Below are 20,237 nucleotides of genomic sequence, written 5' to 3' on the forward strand. Positions count from 1 at the left end.
CCCCGCCCTACAAGATGCTTCAACACAGCAAAAGGAACCTCGCAATGTACACCAGGATATTCGCCATTCTTTGTTCACTCGTTGGAGTCCAAGCACAGGCTTTCGATACCAATGGGTCAAGCTGGGGCCATTTGTCCAAACCCAGAGTTGTCGAATTTGCGGTTTGCGACCAGGGACTAGGGAAAGAGGAAAAAGACCGCATTGCCGCCGCGCTGAATGAATGGAGCGTCAAGGACCGCCTGTTGCTGCGCATCGACGACAGCCGACAGTGCGATACCAACCCCAAGATCGGCGAGTGTCTGAAAATTAACGTCATCGATCGCGGCCCATTGACCGGGCTTGCACCCGAATTCCAGACGCCGGGCGGTGCAACATTCAGGTGCACCGATAAGGAAAAAACGCTGGGCTGCAGTATTCGGATCAGCGAGAGCGATGCGATATACTCCGGCGCGGGTGCGGTTCCCAAAGACAAATACGATCTTATGTCTGTCGTATTGCACGAAGTTGGCCATTGTATAGGCCTCGCACACTCGACGGAATCGACTGCGGTCATGTTCGAAGGGATTGAGCTTGGAACAGCCAAGCGGGCGATTACGTCTGACGACAAGGCCGGTCGGGACTCGCTTTACAAATAGTCACCGATGATCCGAAGATGCTCAAGCGAGCGCGTTGCCGCTGGCGATTACGCTGCGGCAAGATCGACCTCGTCTACATAGCAGGTGCCGATATCCCGGTCGTGACTGCGATCGCCTTTCAGTCTGCAAGTCACTGTCTGAGACGCAACCAAGCGTTGCAGTTTCTGCGTCGCCTCCGGAAATCGGGCCTGGTCTTGATCGGGCTCATTGATTCCCTTTACTCGGTTCCTCACACCCGATAGCGAGAGCGTGTCACCATCGACCACCCGCGCGACATTTCGACTCTGCGGCGCACGCCTGAGAGGCAAAAAGCAACGCGAGGATGGTGAGGATCGGCCTTCTCATGAATCCTCAGATAGCGAACAACTGCGTCAATGTTTGGGCGGCGGCCGCCAATGACTTTTAACGCTCCTCCAGCAGCTCGTCCATGAAATCCTCCTGCTCCCGGAAAGTCCGCTCCCGAGGCTCCGGGATCGGGTCGCTTCGCTCCATCTCCTCCGGCCGGAACCCATCTGCGTGATCCTCGTGTGGTTTGGCCTGCATGTTACGAGCCTGCCTTCGACGGATCCGAGCCGCGCGGGCTTCTTCCTCTTCGAAACCTTGGGCAGCAGCTTCGCCGTCGTCCTCCTCATCGATCCAGGGCCCGGTCCCTTCGACCCGCGGCGGATAGGGAAAATCGCGTCCCGTCTGCTTCTCGGCGAGCCCCGTGAACAGCGGATCCTCGAAATACATTATGCGCCCTCCGTCTTAAGCGGGACAAGTTGACCAGAGGGGGGTGTAGCGGTTCCATGTAACGTGTCACTCCGAAGGCGGCTCGAGGCGCGCAACACCCGCTCCTGTAGCTCGCAATCATCATCGGTCGGGAGTTCGATTGATTGTTCGGAAATCGGTCGCGAAAGACGACGCTCTAGTTGAACAACCTGCAGGCTGCAGCACCGGACCACTGCATGCGCAGTAACACGCGCTTTGTCTGGTTTCCAAGGCCACTTCCATCGTTCCGTCCGAACGCCGCGGACGCATGCCCTATCTAAAGACGCACTTCCCATGCGTCCATCGAAGCTGATAGTGCCAACCGTAACTGGAACCTGTCGATGCTGACCCTTCTTTCTTGCTCTGGCATCTTTGAAGCCACGCTACTGGCCACCTGCAGGTCCATCAACACCATGCCAAGCGCTCCATCCTGAGGTGGTGCAGCTTGAGGGCCGGTGCATAGTCGCTTTTCCGGGCCGGGTTGGAGCCCTGACTTGATCCACCACGGGACCCGACGATCAAGTCAAATCCACCTAGGCAAGGTTCGATAGAATAAAGCGCATCAAGCTGCCGACCTTGATCATCAAATGGTTTCACCATCGGAGGCGGGCCCTTCTAAAGATGCGTGACATCTCGAAAAATCTCACGTTGTCAATGGATTAAATGCAAGAATGTAGAAAATACCACCAAAGTGGAGCTAGAGTACGTAAATAGCTCATTTTGATTCATCAGCAGGGTTGCTAGCTCGTTGGTTTCGATAACTCACCGGCCCTCGCCGCCAAGCCGGTTCTTATGCGTGATAGCACAGGTAAACTGACTATGCGGGTGCTCCCAAACAGTGGTCCTCACTGATGGCACGGCACCACTGTAAACAACCAAAATCAATAAAAGGACATTCAGCTATCGCTACGCGAGGGTCAAGGTTGACCTCTAGCAAAGCGCCAACGCCCGGTCCAGTACCCAAAATCCGTGCATGCATCCCAACGAGAAGGCAAATAGAGAAAGGGCCGCGCTATACACCGAAACGGCTGACCAGCGTCTCACTTTCCCACTTATGTGCTGCAGCTCCCGAGATGAGCCGGCAGCGGCCGGAAAATAGCTAACGTGGCTGTTCAGAAGTAAAATCTTTCCTCTACTTCTTGAGAATGCACCCACCATGAACGCGATACATCCCACCACGAACCAAAGCGTGAAAGTCAAACTGTCAAAGCCTTTTCCGATGCCTTCCGTGGTAAGAATCGCCAGCAGTGCTCCACCGTTCAATAGTACGGCGGACCTTGCAAAGGATTCATATGACCTTTCCGACGCTTCATATCTCTGCGCATGCAGTTGTAAAGTAGTCTCTGGTTTCTCTATGAATTCATTGAATTTTCGCTTCGCTGCTTCAAGACTCGTGTCTTCGGCCGTCGGTTCAGTCCCTCGTTTCTCTATGTCATTCATTGTTATGCTCCTAACCATCGAGAGCGACAAGTTTAGCATGAAAGCGCTGTGTCAATGCAGCGTCCGCCGGTTTGCACAGTACTGGCGTATCTTGGCAATTGGTTTTTTCGACAGTGCCTTTCTGCCACGGGCTGGACGGATCGCAGAACCAGGTTTGCGTCCCGATCTCAGCCTGCCGGTGCAGCCTGCTGACGAACTCGGTGCAGCGGTCAAAGGTGATAAAACGACGCGCTATGTGAGGCAAGTCGCGCACCACCTTCATGATCTTTCCCATGGCCTTGGATCTCAAGACAAAAGATCGGACCTTTCGTCCCAAGATCGATTTCGACAACTCTGTGCCGCTCTACAATCACGAGCACCAGCGACCGGACCTCTACTACTTCGTGTGCTTGCTGCGTGATCGCTCGGATGACGATGAGGACATCGCGCGGTTCAAGATGGCCTTCTTACCCGGCGGGATCGATATCGGGACCCTCGATCGCGACGGCACGAGGTGGGAGGCGGGGGAATAGTCAATCGGATAGCGCTTGAACTGCTGACGCTTCAGCTTGTCACCCGCGACATCCGGCAGACGCGATATCCTGTGCCGTTGCAAGCATCGGTGTAAAGAAGAGCGTGTCAGGTGTCGGATCGAGGGCTGCAAAGCATAGAGACAGTCGTCCCACGGCAGCAAAGTGTGCCGCCGGAACGCGACAATCATGGCCTCTTCTTCCTCGTTGAAAGCGGTTGAGCGCGATACTTTTTGGCCCGGTCTTCAGATCTTCAACGGTTTGGCGTCTACGCCGCTTGGCCACCATCTTGGGATTGACCACAAGTTCCCGGCTCAGCTCCGCGATCGAAGCTTGCGATCGCTGTGTTGCTGCTCTGATGGCGTGCGTCGTCGTGGCGCTGCCATGACGAACTTATACCATTGCGCTTCCTTCCATTCCAACGAAAGGATCACACCAACAAACCGTGGGATCAAACACCTAGGCCAATACCGGCCGACAAATGACTTACTTTTTTACCAGCGTCCAGTTACTCCATGATTTGTCCGCGCACTTAACCCTGATATACGTTTTCTCCCAATTTGCACCATGCTGTACGGACGCCTCGTATTGTGTTCCGCTAGGTATGACGGAATCTGCAATCTTGGTCGCAGACTTGTTTCCGGCGGCATCTTCTCCATAGGTTTCAACGTCGTTTTTGGTGCCGTTCACCAGTAGACCACCACCTCCCATCTTGGAGTTAACTTGCACATTTTTCCGATTGTTACCCATCTGGGGACCGGTGAATTCCGCACTAGATGTACAATCTCCCATCGTTTTTTCCTTTCGAAGTGAATTATTTTCGATCAACGTGGCATGGGCGGTTGCTCCTAGCAACATCTCATCTCCCCTACCGAATTTGTTAACTGCGTGTGCTGTCCCCAAAGCGTCTACAAATCTAGGAGCACCTCACAACGCAAAACTCCAAGGGTGGAGCAGAAACGCTCCTACCCTGAACGCCGGAGGAGCTGTGGCTACAAAATCGCTCACTCTAGATCGACTTGCCTCAGTTCAGGCATTGTGGGTTCTGGGTTGTACGAGCGCTAATTAATCCACCCTCTAATGCTTCCATGCACTTGGCACGGACTTCTTCGGCAAAATCCTTGTCCTGCATGTCCTGAGCCAACTGTTTGAGATTGTCGAGCTCGGCTTTGAGGGCGACCTCCTCGTCTGCAAGCGCAGTTGCCGTGTCTAGCTTTTTCCGAGCCGTATAGGCCGCGAGAACGATGCCGACAGAACCTACGATCTTTGCAGCACCTTGTGAAAGGGTCGCTGCCTCTGTGCTGAGAGCATATGCATCGTCTCCAGCGGCACTGAGTACCACACCGACACGATTGATACCTACGTCAGTAGCTACTTCCATCGCTTCGGGCGCCTGAACGGCAGTTAGTGCATCGGCCACCATGAAAACGCCCGCGGTCGCCACTGACGCGACCAAGAGTGGACCCGTTGCGATGCCGCCAGCTGCAAAGGTGAACCCGATTGCTACCACCGCATTCAATGTCGCAAGATATGCGTTTAGCTGCGCTCGATCGGCCAAAACTGATGTATCCGCATATGTCTCCTCAAGCTTGGCTATCTCTGCCAAGAGATCTTGAGCGCGGCCTGGAGCTGTCGTGACGGCCCAACCGCCGGCAGCCTGTTTGGCATTAGCTGCATTGATGATCATTTGATCGATTGCGCCGCACGTAACGTTGGCGTCCTGCGCCACCAAACGATATGGGCAGAGCGCAAAAGCGGCTGAGCTGGCCAATAAAAATGACCTGCGGTTCATCAACCCGTCATTTTGAGACATGGGAAATTTCCTCTATTGCTAAGAAGTGTGGCTTAATTTCTTAAGCTTGATGGTCAGAGCGAATGAGGTCAAGTCGCGGATCGGACGCCCGTCTAGGGCAATCCAATTCACACCGTTGGCGAAATAATGCCGCAGGAACCGGTCGCGTTAGTTGTTCAGGATACTCGCACCAGACGGGTAGGGACCGGAAGCTGAACAAACGTTGCCAATTAGTGTGACTGGGTTCCGTTGCAAAGTTTTAGGTTGGTCAAACGTATATACGATCGTTTCAAGTTCAGATCGCCAACTCGGAGAATTGACGAAACGGGCAGATTCCAGGCGTGAGCTGACCTTTGCGGATCATGTGCGTCACTTCGATCCCGTCCAGTGTAGCCGCCGCTGAAGCAAAGGCCTTGAACCCTAACATCGGCCGAGTGCGTCTCTTGATGAAGCGATGGTCCTGTTCCACGATGTTATTCAAATACTTCCGCCTGACCATCTCGATTGGGATCGGGCACCCAAAGCCCTTCAGCATCTTGTTGATGGCTTTGATGCCGGCTGTGTTCGCACCGCTCTTGTCGATGACGATCTTTCTTGGAAGGCCATTGCATTCAAGCATTCGAGCGAAGAATTTCGTAGCGGCAGGTTTGTTCCGACGCCCTGCAAGCATGAAACCCAACGTCTTGCCGTGTTTATCGACGGCTCGGTAGAGATAGACCCACGCACCTTTCACCTTGATGTAAGTTTCGTCCATCCGCCAGGAGCGGTCACACGGTCCCTTGTGCCTGCGCGCGACTTCGGCGATTGCACTAGCGTATTTTGTCACCCACCGGTTCAGCGTCGTGTGATCTACCGCAACGCCACGCTCAGGCATGATTTCTTCTAGATCACGATACGACACGCCATATCGGACGTAGAAGAATACAGCAAAGAGGATCACATCCTTGGGGTATTGCGCGCCTTTGAAGGAGATCATGAGCTGGCTTTCGACTAGTTGGGACCGAAAGCCATCCACACGCTAAACTCAAGCGCGTCAACAGCCAAAACTTTGCAACAGAGCCCTTTGGCCGTTCCAAATGCTTGCGGCATATCCGCGACAATTCCCTTTGTCCTGAGCAACCACATCATTTTTAGGCTCATTATCCTCCATTTTTGCGCGTTACATTTGTTGTTCCGCCAAATCACTATAACACGCGATAAGTACCCCTTATCAGCAATGATTGATTTGGCCTAGAATTGGGTGCAGAATAGCTGCCACGAAGCTGCCTACCCCGTATCTCCCAGCTGCCTCCCCGGCCCTGTCCGCCGAAGATCAGGTGGCGCTGACCGATCTCTAAGTGCGCGGCACCCCCGCCAATACGCTGCGGGCTCATGAGCGCGATCTGCTCTACATCACCGCCTGGAAGGCTTCGCGCTTCGGGTCGGCGCTGGACTGGCCGGAAAGTGAGGCGACGGCACTGGCCTTCCTGCTCGACCATGCGCGCGATCTTGGCGACGCGCCAGAGGCGGACAGCGCGCGTCAAACCGCTGAGGCGCTGATCGCGCAAGGGCTGCGCAAATCCCTGGCCTGCCCGGCCCCCTCGACGCTGGACCGGCGCATTGCCTCCTGACTGGCGTTTCACCGGATGAAGAACCTCTCCAGCCCGTTTGATGGCGCCTTGGTGAAACAGGCCCGGGCCAAGGCCCGCCGCGCCGCCGCCCGGCCCCTGGCCCCGAATTTGCAGCACCCGATCACCCGCGATATGCTGGAGCAACCGCTCGCCACTTGTCGCGGCTCGCGTCGCGATTGCCGCGACCGGGCCATCCTGATGCCGGGCTGGGCCTCAGGCGGGCGCAGGCGGTCCGAGATAACCCGGTTGCAACGCGAGGATGTCTCGCTGAAGGAGTTCGACAAGTCAGGCGTGGTCTGGACCTCGCTGCTGGAAACCAAGACCACCCAAAAGGGCGAGACGCCCCGGCTGATACTCAAAGGCCGTGCGGCGCAGACTTTGGTGCATTGAATCGATGTGGCGCAGATCACGGACGGTGAGCTGTTCCGCCCCATCTCCAAGGCCGACCGGGTGCTGAACCGCGGCCTGACGCCGGATGCGATTGCCCAGATCGTCAAACACCGGTTGAAACTGGCCGGGCTGCCCGACGGGTTTGCCTCCCCCCATGGGTTGCGCTCGGGCTTCCTGACCCAAGCCGCCCCGGACGGCGCACCGATCCAGGCTGCCATGCGCCTGTCTTTGCACCGCTCTATTGCCCAAGCACAGAAATACTAAGAAGACGTCGATATCGCCGAAAACCCGGCAGCGGATTTGTTGGAATAGCTCTGCTCCAACAACCTGTATAGAATATCCAGTCTCTCGTTCAAACAGCTCTAATCTATAGACGAATATCAATCTGTGAACACTTTAGTATATTTGCATACCTTTAAGGAAGTGATCATATTTTGCGGTGTTCTCACAGGTATATTACGGCACTTCGCCCCGGGGCAGGAAATAGAATATGATTGAGCTTATTGTGGCAATAGAACAGACGATTTCGAGTAATTAAGCGGCAAGGCTTGATGATGCAATCACTGAGATGTCGTCGTCGCAAAGGCGTGAAAAGATAACCCTTGGAGAGTGGGCGAGATTTACATTGAAGAGAATTCATGTGCATCAAGCCCAGCCATATTGCCGAATTGGTGGTGGAAGAATAGGTGTATCAGCGTGTCCATTCCCCGAAGAACGTCAATGCGCACAACTTCTTGCTTTCGCCGCGCCACAACAAACCGAACTCGTCCAATTTTTTACACTTATGCAAGAACCCAATGGTTGGCCACGCTGATCAAATTTGTCTCCGCAATTCCAAACCATGTTATCCGGCCAATCTTACCCGTGGGTAAGATCATCTTCTTCTCGTAAATCCTCAATCAGTGCAGCCACCGCGCGTTCAAGCTTGGCCCGGTCTACGCGCGTAAAATCGAGATCATAGCGCAACTCGATGCGGCCGCTGGATGCAGAACACTTTGCGATCCCTGCCCTTCCCCGCACCTGAAACGTCGTTTTGGCGCGGCGTGGTTTGCCAACCGTGTCAACTTTTTGCTTAACGGCCGATGCGTATTCCTGAGTTAAAAAGCTACGAAGAATTGTGATTTCACGGGCGCTATCGCGGTTTGGCTCACTTAGCAAAGCTGCACTCACTTGCTTGATCAACCCTGGATCAGAGTCGAGCTTTCGCTTGAGTTCTACACCGACATTCCTCGGAATGTCGTTAGAATGCATAAGTGCGTCTTCCAGCGTCGCTAGCAGACTGGCAAACGCTCGAATGTAGCTGCGCTTGGTGTAACTGGCAGATTTGAACAACGTCGACACAGCTTTGTCCACATCGGGACAATCGTTCGCTGGATCCTCGGTATAAGCCCTTGCAAGGGTCGCCATTTCGGCAAAAGAGATTTCCTTACGGATAAGGTTTTCATCGACCATGCGGCGATAGCTGTCATCAAGCTTGGCTGCGTCAGAAACACCCGCCGGAATCGTCGCAAATCGGTCTCCACCCACCTCCTCATGTAATGCGCGAAATGCTGATAATCTGCGCATTCCTTGGATCAAGTCGTACCGTCCATCGGTCCGCCGCTCGACCCGAATCGGGTTCGAAAGTCCCACATCCAGTATAGAAGCCTTTAGCTCATCCAGCTCTGGATCGGGCCCAGGTTTACGGTCACGTGTCAGGCGCTCTGTCACTACGTCCGCAAGTGGGATCTGTTCAGTAATATACCCTTCCGAACGCAAACGCACAAGCTCATGTGCCAATCGATCATTCTCAATGCGAATTGCGTCTTCGGTAGATTGTTGATCGCGCAACGCACTCGCGTTTTCGGAAATTGCCGCCGCCATAGGACCACGACGCTTTTCAGGGTCCCTATTTGGTAACTTGCCAACGGAGATATCTTCCATCGCAGGCACATCGATATCAAACATTCTGCGTTTGCGGCTCATGCGTCATCCTCCAGCTTGTCCCAAGCCGACAACATGACGCCTTGGAATTCTTCATAGACATTATCGAATGTTGATCTTGCGCGACGCCAGGTTTCCCGGGTCATCTCGCGGTAGTCCATTTCATAGACGGAACTCAGGAACCTGCCCGACTGTTCTACAGCACGCGTCATCTCGACGGGATGTTCCGCAAGATGCTCACCAAAGACTTTGCTAAACGCATCGTACATCGCGGTATGGAGCGCGTTCCCGGGCTCGTATCGTGTTAGCAGAAACCGGACCTCGCAGAATGTCTTGGGTAAGCCGATCTTACCCGTGGGTAAGGTCTTGTCGAAACCGTAAGCCAGATCCTCCAGCGCCTCAGCCAACTGCCCGATGAACGACGTGGTTGAATCGTACTCCCAATATCCGGGCCCTGACGGGATATAGAGCATGTCAGCCGCAAACACGGCATTCATCGATTGATAACCAATCGCGGGTGGGCAATCGAACAGGATTAAATCGTAGGCATCATCCGGTATCTGATCCAAGTAGCGAGAGACCGCGGCGAAGAATGACCATTCAGGATTCAGATGGCGGTACTGCGCAGAAGCAAATTCAACAAAGGCTGCGTTCGCGCAAGAAGGAATCGCATCGATCGTTGACCAAGAGGTTTGTTTGATGAAATCGGATATCCGCAAATCACCAAGCCCCATATCGGTGATCGAGGGCGGTAGCTCGCGGCGGGGCAGGGCGGTACCCGACTCGGCGGCGACCGGGCGACTATTCATCCGCTCCGTTTCCCGGATCAGGTCCCGGGCCATGATACCCCATACGGTGTAATCTTCCGCGACATCCGTCAGGCCCATCGAATGGCTCAGAGTGGCCTGCGGATCGAAATCCACCACCAATACGCGATACCCATCCAAGGCCGCAGCATGAGCCAGATGCAGCGCGACCGTCGACTTGCCTGCGCCTCCTTTAAAGTTGGCAACTGCAGCGCGCACGGCGCGTTTACCAGCAGGACGCTGTGGTGTGAGCGCTTTGCGGTTCACCTTGAGCCGCCGGCGCAACTCATTCACCTCTTCCAGACTGAACCAGCGTTGACGTCCATCCGGCTCAACCTCTCCACCTGGCAATGACGGGTCTGCGGCCAGCTTTCCCCGAAATGTCGACTGGTTCACTTTAAAGATCAGTTCAGACACCTCCCAGCTCGAAAACCGTCGCAGAGTTTTCTCCATCTCTGGGCTGAAAGTTTGCTGACGAATCCAGCCCTGCAATTTCAGGGACTGGGTGCGCAATGCATTTAGGTCTTCGTGCGTATACATGCCTCGAGTCTCATTTTTTGTTGGACGCTAATCTTCTTGGTTTTCGTATTTACGCCCGATTTGCGTTTATTGCAAAAGAAATTATTGTAAAGATGCTATGTTACCCATGGGTAAGAAAATAAGGCCCAATCGGGCACTGACCGATTCGGGGCGTACCATTCGTAAGCTAATCCAGTTGCATCGGTCTGGAGCCACGATTTAGGGGGTAATATGGTGGCCAGATACGGCATATAGGGGGACACAAGAGACCAATAGGGGGTCATTCAAGGCGTCCCCCATCACCATACTTCACCTTTTCTTTTTTGATTTTGATATTGAATTGAGGTCTCCAACGAACGCAATCACAACGAACTCTTGACAGAATCGAAGTATTGGACGCTAATCAGGGCACAATCACGAAAAGCGTTGGATAACGACGTATTCGAAGCGGGACCAACTCGCATGAGGCTGTAGAAGAGCGGTGAGGGCAACAATGCAAGTTGCGAGGCCAGTCGGGCGCAATGCGCCTGCACTGAAATACGATATACTATCGGCGCTTGCCGTACATGCTTTGTCAGGTGACAAGCATCGTCATCGCAGTGTTCTTCGAATTATGACGCTAATCACAACGCGCTATAACTGGCGTACAAATGAATTGTCGATTGGCAGAGAAGAGATCGCAAGGCTATGGTCTGTAAATGAACGTACCGTGAAGCGCGAAATGGCTAAGATGCGCAGCGCGGGCTGGATCATGGTCAAGAGACCTGCGGCGCGCGGACGAGTCGCGGTATATGAACTCGATCTCAAGCAAATCATGCTGGACACGGTCGATGTTTGGCCTGTCATCGGAACGGACTTTCAGGATCGCATGCAGCAAGATCCAGAACCGGACACCAATGTTGTTCCATTTCAATCCAAGCCGCAGGTTCCGCCCCCACCAGGCGAGGACGTTTGGGCACAAGTGCAAACCATACTCCACGGTCGCGATCCCGAGCTTTGGGCCAGTTGGTTCCAGCATTTGATTGAAGCTGAAAGGGCAGGGGGGCAAGCGACATTGATCGCTCCTTCGCGGTTTATGGCTGACTATATCTCTCAGAAGTGGACAGCACGAATTTTGGCAGCTTATTCCCGGATTGACCCGTCGATTCGCGCATTACGGTTTGAAACAGCGGAATAAGGCCGTTCTTTGGGGCGGGCTTGCTCAATAGTGAGTAGGGGACTATCTAGCGGGGACTGTTTCAAGAGCGTGCCTGATTGGGCGCCTCGACCCTGATCACAGTGGACATGTGCATTGCGAAAGATCAAATCAAAATTTGCGGCAGTATTGGGTAATTCCGTATTGTGGCGCCTGCTTTCCGAGAATATGCGGGAACAAGCGGTACCTTATACTATTGCGATCATCGCGATGGTGTTTGTTGCTGCGACCACCGCAAGTATCGCCTTTATTATGCGCGATGTGGTGGACTCTCTGTTTGACAGCGAGAATTCCGCCAAGATTTTCGGCGTTTCCGCGGCCGTGTTCTCGATCTTCTTGGTCAAGGGTATAGCAACCTATGTTCAGGTTGTGGCTCTAACCCGAGCAGGGAATCGGATTGTCTCGAAACAACAGATCAAGCTTTATGATAAGCTCCTGCGACAGGGGGTTTCGTTCTTCAACTTGACCGAAAGTTCGGATCTGCTGTTGAAAGTGACACAAACCGCCCAAGCCGCGCGCACGGTGATCGAGATTATGGTCACCACCGCAGTTCGGGATACTTTGACTTTGGTCGGGCTGCTGGCCGTGATGTTCTATCAGCAGCCGATTTTGTCTTTGTTCACGTTGATCGTTGGTCCCTTGGCGGTTCTGGGCGTTCGGGCACTGCTTCGGAAGGTGCGCGAGATTGCAGATATGGAACTGCAGTCAATGGGCGTCATAATGAAGGTCATTCAGGAAACTTCGGCAGGTATCCGGGTGGTCAAATCTTTCGGTCTGGAAGAGCGCATGGCCGAACAGATGAACACGGCAGTGAAAAGCGTTGAAAAGCGGCGCAATAAGCTTGCGCGCCTGCAAGCTGCGACAAGCCCACTTACGGATATTCTGGCTGGCTTTGCTATTGCGTCAGTCATCGGGTTAAGCGCAGGTCAATTGTTTGGCGCCGCCGCTTCAACTCCTGGCGAGCTGATGTCGTTCGTCACAGCCGTGATGATGGCCTATGAGCCGTCCAAGCGCTTGACGAAAGTGCGGGTGAAGATGGAACTGGGTTTGCGTCGCGTGCAAATGCTGTTCAACATGCTGGACGAACCGGAAACTCTGCCAGAAGAAGCCAACCCCATCGCACTGCCGGATGGTCCGCGTGAGGTCGTTTTCGACGATGTTATATTTGGCTACGCTCGTCGCGATCCTATTCTGAAGGGGCTTTCGCTGACATTCGAAGCTGGTAAGACCACAGCTTTAGTTGGGCTATCTGGCGGTGGTAAATCAACCATCCTGAACCTTGCTCTACGTCTGTACGACCCGATCAGCGGGTCGGTTTCGATTGACGGGCAGGATATCAAATACGCCTCATTCAAAACGCTGCGGAAAAACATGTCCTTCGTCGGTCAAGAAACCTTCCTGTTCTCAGCCTCGATTGCTGACAATATCAAATTTGGTCGCGAAGGCGCCTCACAAGAGGAAGTGATCGAGGCGGCCAAGGCGGCAAATGCATATGATTTCATCATGTCGCTCGACAAAGGTTTTGACACCATGGTTGGGGAGAACGGCGCTTTCCTTTCGGGTGGTCAAAAACAGCGCCTTGCAATCGCGCGTGCGTTGTTGCGTGACAGCCCGATCCTGTTGTTGGATGAACCGACCAGTGCGCTGGATTCGAAATCAGAGCATCTTGTTCAGGAGGCATTGGGCCGTCTAACCGAAGGGCGCACCACGATTATCGTTGCGCACAGGCTTTCAACGATCATGCATGCCGACAAGATTGTTGTGATCGAGGCTGGCGAAGTTCTGGAGCAAGGCAGCGCAGCTCAGTTGCTCAAGAAACCCGGCCCATTCAAAACGCTTTATGACCATCAGTATTCGAATGCTGTAAATGCGGAATGATGAAGGCGTGAGCCCCGAGCAGGAAACCAAACCTGCGCACTCGTCATTTAGTGCGTCGGTGATCATTCCGACCTATCACAGTTGGGACCAGTTGCAGCTGTGTCTTGACGGGCTCGCTGCACAAACGCTCATGGCGGACGAATTCGAGGTTTTGGTGGTCAACAATGATCCGTCTGATCCAGTGCCAGACGGATTTCGCGTGCCAGCCAATGCCCGCATTCTGACTGAGGCAAAGCCGGGTTCCTACGCAGCCCGCAATCGCGGTATCGAAAATGCGGCGGCGGAATTGCTGTTTTTTACAGACTCTGATTGTCAGCCTGATCCGCATTATCTGGAGGCGGGGCTCAAAATTGCCGAAGCCCATCCTGAGGTGAATCGATTTGGCGGAAATGTTGTGTTGATCCCGAACGGTGAGGATTGGACAACGACCGAACTCTTCGATGTGTATCTGGGGTTAGAGCAGAAAAAATGGGTCGAGCGTGGACGTGCGGTAACGGCGAATCTGATCGCGCGGCGCAGAGTTGTGGATCGTATTGGCGGTTTCAACGACACAGTTCTGTCCGGCGGCGATATGGAATGGAATGACCGCGCCAAAGCTGCGAGTGAACCTATCCTGTTCGCCGAAGATGCCATTGTGCGGCACCCCGCACGCGGCAGTTTGAGGGATCACATCACCAAAGCGCGCCGCATCGAAGGTGCCCGGCTGCGCCGCAATGCCAAGCGGGGATTCGTAAACTACATTCCTCCGATTCAAAAGTTGATCCCGTCCTTTAAGACTTTGAATAACCTACTGCGGAATTCAGATTTGACGACCGGACAGGCTTTTGGTGTTTGGGGTGTCCACTACGTGATCCGCGTGGCGAAGATTACAGAGACTGTTCGCCTTCTCTGGTTGCGGCGGCCTGATCAGCGAAGATAACAGACCGCTTTCTGGGGATGCACTCCACTGGGATTGATCTAAGTGCCTTCGACTAAAAGGACCTTGCATTGCCTATTCGACAAAGTCGCTTTGACTACGCAAGCCAATGCAATAAGATTTTGGAAGCCTATCCCAAGTTCGACGCGCGCGATGCAATAAAGCTCTTTGTCACATCCTTGTTGTGAAATGCCTCCAGAAGACGCGTCGACCAACAAACCTGAAAGGTGTCTTATGTCCTTTTCCAAACGTAGTCTGATTTCGCGTCGCCAGTTTCTTGCCACAACAACCGCCAGCGCTGCGGCGATCACGTTGCATCCGTTTTCTGTTGCAGCCGCCAATAATCAGGCGCATCTGAGGATCATGGAAACAACTGACATCCACGTTCATGTGTTTCCGTATGACTACTACGCCGACAAACCCCGCGACACTGTCGGGCTGTCGCGCACTGCTTCAATCATCAACGATATCCGCTCAGAAGCGACGAACTCGCTTCTCGTTGACAACGGTGATTTCCTGCAGGGCAACCCCATGGGTGACTACATTGCCTATGAGCGTGGCATGAAGGAAGGTGATAGCCATCCGATCATCACAGCGTTCAACACGGTGGGGTACGACGCCGCCACACTGGGAAATCACGAATTCAACTACGGTCTCGATTTCCTTGAGAAATCACTCGCCGGCGCGGATTTCCCGGTGGTTTTGGCCAATGTCGCGAAAGAGAAAGGGGCATCTCCACGAGACGACAAAACTCTTGTGAAACCATATGCCGTCCTCGAGCGTGAAATAGAGATGGGAGATGGCAGTAAGCACCCGATCAAGGTTGGCGTTATCGGCTTTACTCCACCGCAGATCATGAACTGGGATCGTAAGCATCTGGAAGGCAACGTGCAGGCGCGCGATATTGTCGAGACCGCGCAAGCCTACGTGCCGGAAATGAAAGAGCAGGGCTGCGATCTGATCATCGCACTGTCGCATTCAGGCATCGGGGATGCCGATCACGCCGATGGAATGGAAAACGCTTCGGTTGTCTTGGCTGGCGTTGATGGCATCGATGCGTTGGTAACCGGGCATAATCACTTGGTCTTCCCGTCCGCCACCTTTGCGGATCGCCCAGGCATTGATGTTGAAAAAGGAACCCTGATGGGAAAACCGGCTGTCATGGGCGGGTTCTGGGGATCACATCTTGGTCTGCTGGACCTGCTGCTTGAACGTGACGGGAACGAATGGCGCGTTGTTACGACCACGTCCGAAGCGCGCCCGATTTCAAAGCGCAACGAAGATCGCTCGATCACGGCGCTTGTTGGGGACGATCAGAAGGTGTTGGACTCGGTCGCAAAAGATCACGACGAAACACTGGCATATGTACGCCGCGCGGTCGGCAAGACGTCGGCCCCATTGCACAGCTATTTTGCGCTGGTTGCGGATGATCCATCCGTGCAAATCGTCTCGATCGCGCAGAAATGGTATGTCGAAGAGATGATGAAGGGCACCGAGCATGAAGGTTTGCCCATCCTTTCGGCAGCAGCGCCATTCAAGGCAGGCGGTCGCGGGGGGCCGGAATATTACACCGACGTTCCGGTGGGTGATGTCGCCATCAAAAATGTGGCAGACCTTTACCTTTATCCAAACACGGTGCGCGCAGTGCGGGTGAATGGTGCGCAGGTTCGGGGCTGGTTGGAACGCTCAGCCGGTATGTTCAATCAGATTGAGGCAGGCTCTGACGATGCAATTCTGTTGAATCCGGAGTTCCCGTCTTACAATTTCGATGTCATGGACGGTGTGACCTATCAGATCGATCTGTCCCAGCCCTCGCGGTTTGGACCCAAAGGCGAAGAAGTTAACCCCGATGCCGCCCGGATCACGAACCTGGAATTCAATGGCCAGCCCGTCACCGACGATATGGAGTTCATCATCGCGACCAACAATTATCGTGCGTCTGGCGGTGGATCATTCCCGGGCGCAATGGGCGACACCGTTGTGTTCGAAGCCCCGGATACCAATCGCGACGTGATTGTGCGCTATATCGTTGAACAAGGAACAATTGATCCCAAGGCAGACGCCAACTGGTCATTTGCGCCGCTTGCTGACACCACGGTGCTGTTTGAGACAGGGCCCAAAGCTCGGGATTATATGAGCGATGTCAACGGCGTAGCGATTGAAGACGCTGGTGAAGGTGCCGACGGTTTTGCGGCTTTCCGCATCAAACTGTAAGCAGCAACAAAGCTTAATCGTAAATTAAGCGGCCGTTATTGATCGATGATCTGACGGCCGCTTAAGTATGTATTGCCGTGCTTAACATTTATCTTGCAGAGGCAGCCTGTCACGCACAAGATTTGTCCAGAACGCTGCGCCGATCGGCAAGAGATCGTCGTTGAAATCGTAGTCATTGGAATGCAGGGGCTGACCGTTCGGACCAGAGTCTCCATTGCCCAGAAGAACAAAACATCCGGGCACTGCGGCGCTGAAATGTGCGAAGTCTTCGGAAAAGCTCATCGGCTCGCGGTCGGAGATTGTTTCCAGCCCGGACTTCTGTGCTATGCGGATTGCTGCCTCGGTGGGGACCGGCGCATTGATTGTTTCGATAAATTCGGTCTTGAAATCCACTTTGACATCGACGCCATGGGCAGATGCGATACCTTGGGCGATCTTGCGCATGTGCTTTTCTATTTCGTTTCGATCTTTGGGGCTGCGCGCCCGTGCATCGCCTTTCAAGATGGCGGTTCCGGGCAGGACGTTCCGTTGACCATCGGTCAGAAACTCGGTCACTGACACAACGGCACCTGAACCCGGGGCGAGTTTGCGCGCAACGATTGTCTGAAGCGCGAGAACGATCTCGGATGCAATTGTCAGCGCGTCGCGCCCAGCTTGTGGCATGGAGGCGTGACCACCTTGCCCCGTGACCGTAATTTCGAACAGGCTCTCGGATGAACAAATCAGCCCTTGTCGTGTCGACATCTGACCTGTCGGTGCCCCGGGTAGATTATGTATGGCGTAGACTTCTTCAATTGGAAATCGCGCCAATACATCCTCATCCAGCATCGCCTTAGCGCCCAGCCCAAGCTCTTCGTTTGGCTGAAACAGGAAGACAACCACGCCGCTGAAACCGGGATCAGCCGCCAGCGTTTTTGCGGCCCCCAGCAGCATCGTCATATGACCGTCGTGGCCGCAAGCGTGCATTACTCCGGGATTTTCAGAGACATAACCATGTTCGCTTGCTTCTTGGATTGGCAATGCGTCCATATCAGCGCGCAATCCAATCGCGCGATTGCCGTCACCGCACTTGAGTATACCAATCACGCCGACGCCCTCGTGGACCTCAAGGCCGTATTGACGCAGTTGGTCTGCAACCTTGGCTTTGGTTTCCGTTTCATCGAAGCCCAGCTCGGGAGTTCTGTGGAATGAATGTCTGAGTTCGCGAAGTTCGGGCAAGTTCAAGTCCATGGCGGTTTCAATTCGAAGGTGGCAGATTTGATCGGGTATTGAATTGGATTGGTAGAACACCAGTGCCTCCGGGTCCACCAATGGGTGCGGGCTAGATGTTTTGCTCGGACCAACCGCGCCTGAATGATGTTGGGGCCGAACCGTATCGTTTTTTGAACCGAACCGTAAGCTGAGTGGCACTGCCAAAGCCAGTGGCAGCCGCGATTTCGGCGACGGTCATTTCGGTTTCACTTAGTAACGCGTAAGCGCGCTCTACCCGTTGTTCGATGTAAAACTGTACCGGGGAGACCTCGACATATTTCTGAAACAGCCGCTCAAGCTGACGGCGTGAGATCTGTACGATTTCGGCAATCTCAGAAATATCGAGAGGCTCTTCGAGGTTCTCGCGCATGATCTGCATTGCATTGATCAGGTGCTGGTTGCGGCTGCCCAATGCGACGGAAAAGGCTGATTTCTGGGGCGTCTTCTCATTGTTTGACCGTGAGTGGATGCACATATCCGAAACGATGATGGCCAGATCCTTGCTAAAATCCGACTCGATCATATTCAGCATCATATCCGTGGCAGCGTTACCACCTCCACAAGTCATGAGTTCATTGTCGATTTCATACAGGTTGGCCGAAGGCGTGAGATGTTCAAAATGCTCGACGAATGCGGGCTGGTTTTCCCAGTGCAATGTGAACCTCTTGCCAGTAAGCATCCCCGCCTTGGCCAATGTGAACGCACCCGTGCAAATTCCGCCAAGCTTGCATCCAAAAGCCTTCTGGCGACTGATCCACGATATGATTTTGGGATTGCTGCTTTCGGCAGGCTCAATGCCTGAGCAAACGAATAGCCTTGATGATCGCGGTAGGTTTTGCAGTGCTAAATCCGGTGTTACCCTGACCCCGTTTGAGCATTGAACAGGCTCCCCATCCTCAGAAATCAGAAACCAGTTGTACAGCTCTTTGTTGGTAACCTGATTTGCAATTCTCAACGGTTCTACCGCTGCACTAAATGCAAGCATCGTCAGCTTCGGGAGAAGCAGGAAATAAATGTCCTTAGGCGGCCCGTCATATTCGATGCCGAAACTGGCGGCACCCTTTGGGACAAAGCTCTTTGGTTCCATTGTTTCTCCTCCCGGTGCGGGCCGAGTCGGGTGAATGGCCCTAACCCTATCCCATTGGATCGTCGGAAAAACCAGCGTAGCATGTTATCGAACCCAAGCCATTTTCAGCAGTGGTCAAAAAAATGGTGGATCCGATCCACTGGCAGGATCGGCAGCTTGCGTTGGCTTGTAAGACTAGGCAGCACATACCGAGATTTTACCTGCAAATCGGCGGTTTCGAATATTCTCTGGTGTTGTCTTGTAGCGATCTCGGAACGCGCGGGTCAAAGCGCCTGTTGATGAAAAGCCCGTCGCTGCAGATATTTCCAGAAATGACATCTCGGTATACAAAAGCAGGCTTTGGGCGCGTTCGAGGCGAAGCTCTTTGTAGGTCGTCAACAGCTTTACGCCTGTCTTATCCAGAAATCGCCGCTGCAATTGACGCGTGGATGTTCCAAGAGCCGAGGAAAGTTGTGGGATTCTAAGCGGATCTTCCAGATTACTTTGCATCTTTTCGACGGCTTGCCGCACCATCGGGTCTGCTTTGGCGCGTTGAATAAGCCGGGTTGCAAGCTGGCTTGAGCACGCAGGCTTTGTCTCGGTCAAGCCAACATAGCTGCGAACCGAGTCGGCCAGATGTTCGCCATGATCAAGGGCGACAAAATCCGAAATCAGCCGCAATGCGCCCAAACGAGTGGACGCACTATGAGTACGGGCCTCGGAGGATAAACATGTGCTTGATCCACTATCGATCAGGCCGATTTCGTGCGCTGCGGCGGAAAAATTTGGGTGAATGGACGCGATTGCGTTGGCCGAGCGCCCAATGGAAGCAAGAAGAAACACAGCACCACCGACAAGAACCGAGCGAGAGGACAGGTTCAAAACCTGCGCGATCCACGTTTTGTCCTGCGCTGCGGGTCGCCAACCTTTATATATGTCACCCCAGAAAATCGCCGTCCGTCCGGACCAATGCAAAGGCCCGCCTGCAGCACTCTCAGCAACGGTGCGCGTGTTTACGACATAGGTATGGTCTTCGACCAGATCATTCAGGGCTTGGTAGAACTCGATAAGAATATCTGTCGAAGCTCTCGCCTCAGACCCGCTGAGGATGATATCGATCTGGTGTTCTCTTTTGGTTATTTCTGACGCGGAGTTGGCCAAATGCGCATGGTCATCTGTTGGAACATAGTGTTTCATTTCTCCTCCACCTAAATTAAGTGGGCCCGGCCGGTGGCGGCCGTACTCTGACCCGGGCTTCAACCCCCACCTTATTTGGTGGGGGTTTAGTGTTTGTTTGTGTTTATTCGGCTGCGTCTGCGTATTCTGACATTGGGGGGCATGTG

At 53.8% G+C, this 20,237-nt stretch carries 19 protein-coding genes and 2 pseudogenes; 9 read left to right on the forward strand and 12 right to left on the reverse strand.

Going from position 1 to position 20,237, the window contains the following annotated elements; genetic code table 11:
- The first annotated feature begins 44 nt into the window (after positions 1-44).
- Positions 45-635 (forward strand): matrixin family metalloprotease, encoded by a 591-nt coding sequence (locus ACR0NN_RS23815; protein WP_480685704.1) that lies wholly within the window; start codon positions 45-47, stop codon positions 633-635.
- Positions 636-1,037: 402 nt separating this feature from the next.
- On the opposite strand, the gene ACR0NN_RS23820 is transcribed toward ACR0NN_RS23815, so the two are convergent.
- The 3 genes and pseudogenes from ACR0NN_RS23820 to ACR0NN_RS23830 all read right to left on the reverse strand — a co-directional run.
- A complete protein-coding gene (locus ACR0NN_RS23820) occupies positions 1,038-1,367 on the reverse strand; it encodes a hypothetical protein (RefSeq protein ID WP_480685705.1) in 330 nt (109 codons plus the stop codon).
- Positions 1,368-2,315: 948 nt separating this feature from the next.
- Positions 2,316-2,825 (reverse strand): hypothetical protein, encoded by a 510-nt coding sequence (locus ACR0NN_RS23825; RefSeq protein ID WP_480685707.1) that lies wholly within the window; start codon positions 2,823-2,825, stop codon positions 2,316-2,318.
- Positions 2,826-2,922: 97 nt separating this feature from the next.
- A pseudogene (locus tag ACR0NN_RS23830) lies at positions 2,923-3,099 on the reverse strand (IS30 family transposase); the annotation flags it as partial.
- Between ACR0NN_RS23830 and ACR0NN_RS23835 the strand changes: the two are divergent.
- Positions 3,098-3,337 (forward strand): hypothetical protein, encoded by a 240-nt coding sequence (locus ACR0NN_RS23835; protein WP_480685709.1) that lies wholly within the window; start codon positions 3,098-3,100, stop codon positions 3,335-3,337. The pseudogene ACR0NN_RS23830 and the gene ACR0NN_RS23835 overlap by 2 nt on opposite strands.
- Here ACR0NN_RS23835 and ACR0NN_RS23840 read toward each other — a convergent pair.
- The 4 genes and pseudogenes from ACR0NN_RS23840 to ACR0NN_RS23855 form a co-directional block, all read right to left on the reverse strand.
- Positions 3,334-3,694 (reverse strand): annotated as a pseudogene (locus ACR0NN_RS23840) (transposase family protein); the annotation flags it as partial. The gene ACR0NN_RS23835 and the pseudogene ACR0NN_RS23840 sit on opposite strands and share 4 nt — an antisense overlap.
- Positions 3,695-3,820: 126 nt before the next feature.
- Positions 3,821-4,192, reverse strand: a complete 372-nt coding sequence (locus ACR0NN_RS23845; RefSeq protein WP_480685710.1) for a hypothetical protein — start codon at positions 4,190-4,192, stop codon at positions 3,821-3,823.
- A 166-nt stretch (positions 4,193-4,358) separates the two neighbouring features.
- Positions 4,359-5,147 carry a hypothetical protein gene (locus ACR0NN_RS23850; RefSeq protein ID WP_480685712.1) on the reverse strand — a complete coding sequence of 263 codons (789 nt, stop codon included), beginning with the start codon at positions 5,145-5,147 and terminating at the stop codon, positions 4,359-4,361.
- A gap of 274 nt (positions 5,148-5,421) precedes the next feature.
- Complete coding sequence (locus tag ACR0NN_RS23855; RefSeq protein WP_480685714.1) at positions 5,422-6,102, reverse strand: IS6 family transposase; 681 nt, start codon at positions 6,100-6,102, stop codon at positions 5,422-5,424.
- A 361-nt stretch (positions 6,103-6,463) separates the two neighbouring features.
- Here ACR0NN_RS23855 and ACR0NN_RS23860 point away from each other — a divergent pair, with 361 nt between their 5' ends.
- The 3 genes from ACR0NN_RS23860 to ACR0NN_RS23870 are packed head-to-tail and all read left to right on the forward strand — an operon-like array spanning position 6,464 to position 7,390.
- Positions 6,464-6,736 carry a hypothetical protein gene (locus tag ACR0NN_RS23860; protein ID WP_480685716.1) on the forward strand — a complete coding sequence of 91 codons (273 nt, stop codon included), beginning with the start codon at positions 6,464-6,466 and terminating at the stop codon, positions 6,734-6,736.
- 15 nt (positions 6,737-6,751) lie between these two features.
- Positions 6,752-7,126 (forward strand): site-specific integrase, encoded by a 375-nt coding sequence (locus ACR0NN_RS23865; RefSeq protein ID WP_480685718.1) that lies wholly within the window; start codon positions 6,752-6,754, stop codon positions 7,124-7,126.
- A gap of 6 nt (positions 7,127-7,132) precedes the next feature.
- Positions 7,133-7,390 (forward strand): site-specific integrase, encoded by a 258-nt coding sequence (locus tag ACR0NN_RS23870; protein ID WP_480685719.1) that lies wholly within the window; start codon positions 7,133-7,135, stop codon positions 7,388-7,390.
- Positions 7,391-7,984: 594 nt separating this feature from the next.
- Here the strand turns inward: ACR0NN_RS23870 and ACR0NN_RS23875 are convergent.
- Both ACR0NN_RS23875 and ACR0NN_RS23880 read right to left on the reverse strand, forming a co-directional pair.
- Positions 7,985-9,091, reverse strand: a complete 1,107-nt coding sequence (locus tag ACR0NN_RS23875) for a ParB/RepB/Spo0J family partition protein (protein WP_480685720.1) — start codon at positions 9,089-9,091, stop codon at positions 7,985-7,987.
- Positions 9,088-10,395, reverse strand: coding sequence for an AAA family ATPase (locus ACR0NN_RS23880; protein WP_170727566.1), 1,308 nt, complete (start codon positions 10,393-10,395; stop codon positions 9,088-9,090). Before ACR0NN_RS23880 ends, ACR0NN_RS23875 begins: the two co-directional genes overlap by 4 nt.
- Before the next feature lie 592 nt (positions 10,396-10,987).
- Here ACR0NN_RS23880 and ACR0NN_RS23885 point away from each other — a divergent pair.
- The 4 genes from ACR0NN_RS23885 (at position 10,988) to ACR0NN_RS23900 (ending at position 16,577) form a co-directional block, all read left to right on the forward strand.
- The gene (locus tag ACR0NN_RS23885; RefSeq protein ID WP_480685722.1) at positions 10,988-11,551 is read left to right on the forward strand and encodes a DnaA N-terminal domain-containing protein; all 564 of its coding nucleotides are present in this window, start codon (positions 10,988-10,990) and stop codon (positions 11,549-11,551) included.
- 186 nt (positions 11,552-11,737) lie between these two features.
- Complete coding sequence (locus ACR0NN_RS23890) at positions 11,738-13,447, forward strand: ABC transporter ATP-binding protein (RefSeq protein WP_480685724.1); 1,710 nt, start codon at positions 11,738-11,740, stop codon at positions 13,445-13,447.
- A complete protein-coding gene (locus ACR0NN_RS23895) occupies positions 13,437-14,366 on the forward strand; it encodes a glycosyltransferase family A protein (protein WP_170727578.1) in 930 nt (309 codons plus the stop codon). The genes ACR0NN_RS23890 and ACR0NN_RS23895 overlap by 11 nt, the downstream gene beginning before the upstream one ends.
- Before the next feature lie 231 nt (positions 14,367-14,597).
- Complete coding sequence (locus tag ACR0NN_RS23900) at positions 14,598-16,577, forward strand: bifunctional 2',3'-cyclic-nucleotide 2'-phosphodiesterase/3'-nucleotidase (protein WP_170727581.1); 1,980 nt, start codon at positions 14,598-14,600, stop codon at positions 16,575-16,577.
- Between the two features lie 81 nt (positions 16,578-16,658).
- On the opposite strand, the gene ACR0NN_RS23905 is transcribed toward ACR0NN_RS23900, so the two are convergent.
- The 3 genes from ACR0NN_RS23905 to ACR0NN_RS23915 all read right to left on the reverse strand — a co-directional run bounded on the left by ACR0NN_RS23905 (position 16,659) and on the right by ACR0NN_RS23915 (position 20,091).
- The gene (locus tag ACR0NN_RS23905; RefSeq protein WP_170727585.1) at positions 16,659-17,807 is read right to left on the reverse strand and encodes an amidohydrolase; all 1,149 of its coding nucleotides are present in this window, start codon (positions 17,805-17,807) and stop codon (positions 16,659-16,661) included.
- Between the two features lie 91 nt (positions 17,808-17,898).
- Complete coding sequence (locus tag ACR0NN_RS23910; protein ID WP_170727595.1) at positions 17,899-18,915, reverse strand: GlxA family transcriptional regulator; 1,017 nt, start codon at positions 18,913-18,915, stop codon at positions 17,899-17,901.
- Positions 18,916-19,089: 174 nt separating this feature from the next.
- Positions 19,090-20,091 (reverse strand): helix-turn-helix domain-containing protein, encoded by a 1,002-nt coding sequence (locus tag ACR0NN_RS23915; protein WP_170727598.1) that lies wholly within the window; start codon positions 20,089-20,091, stop codon positions 19,090-19,092.
- Positions 20,092-20,237 lie beyond the last annotated feature (146 nt).

It is taken from the genome of Ruegeria sp. BA2, assembly GCF_056539605.1.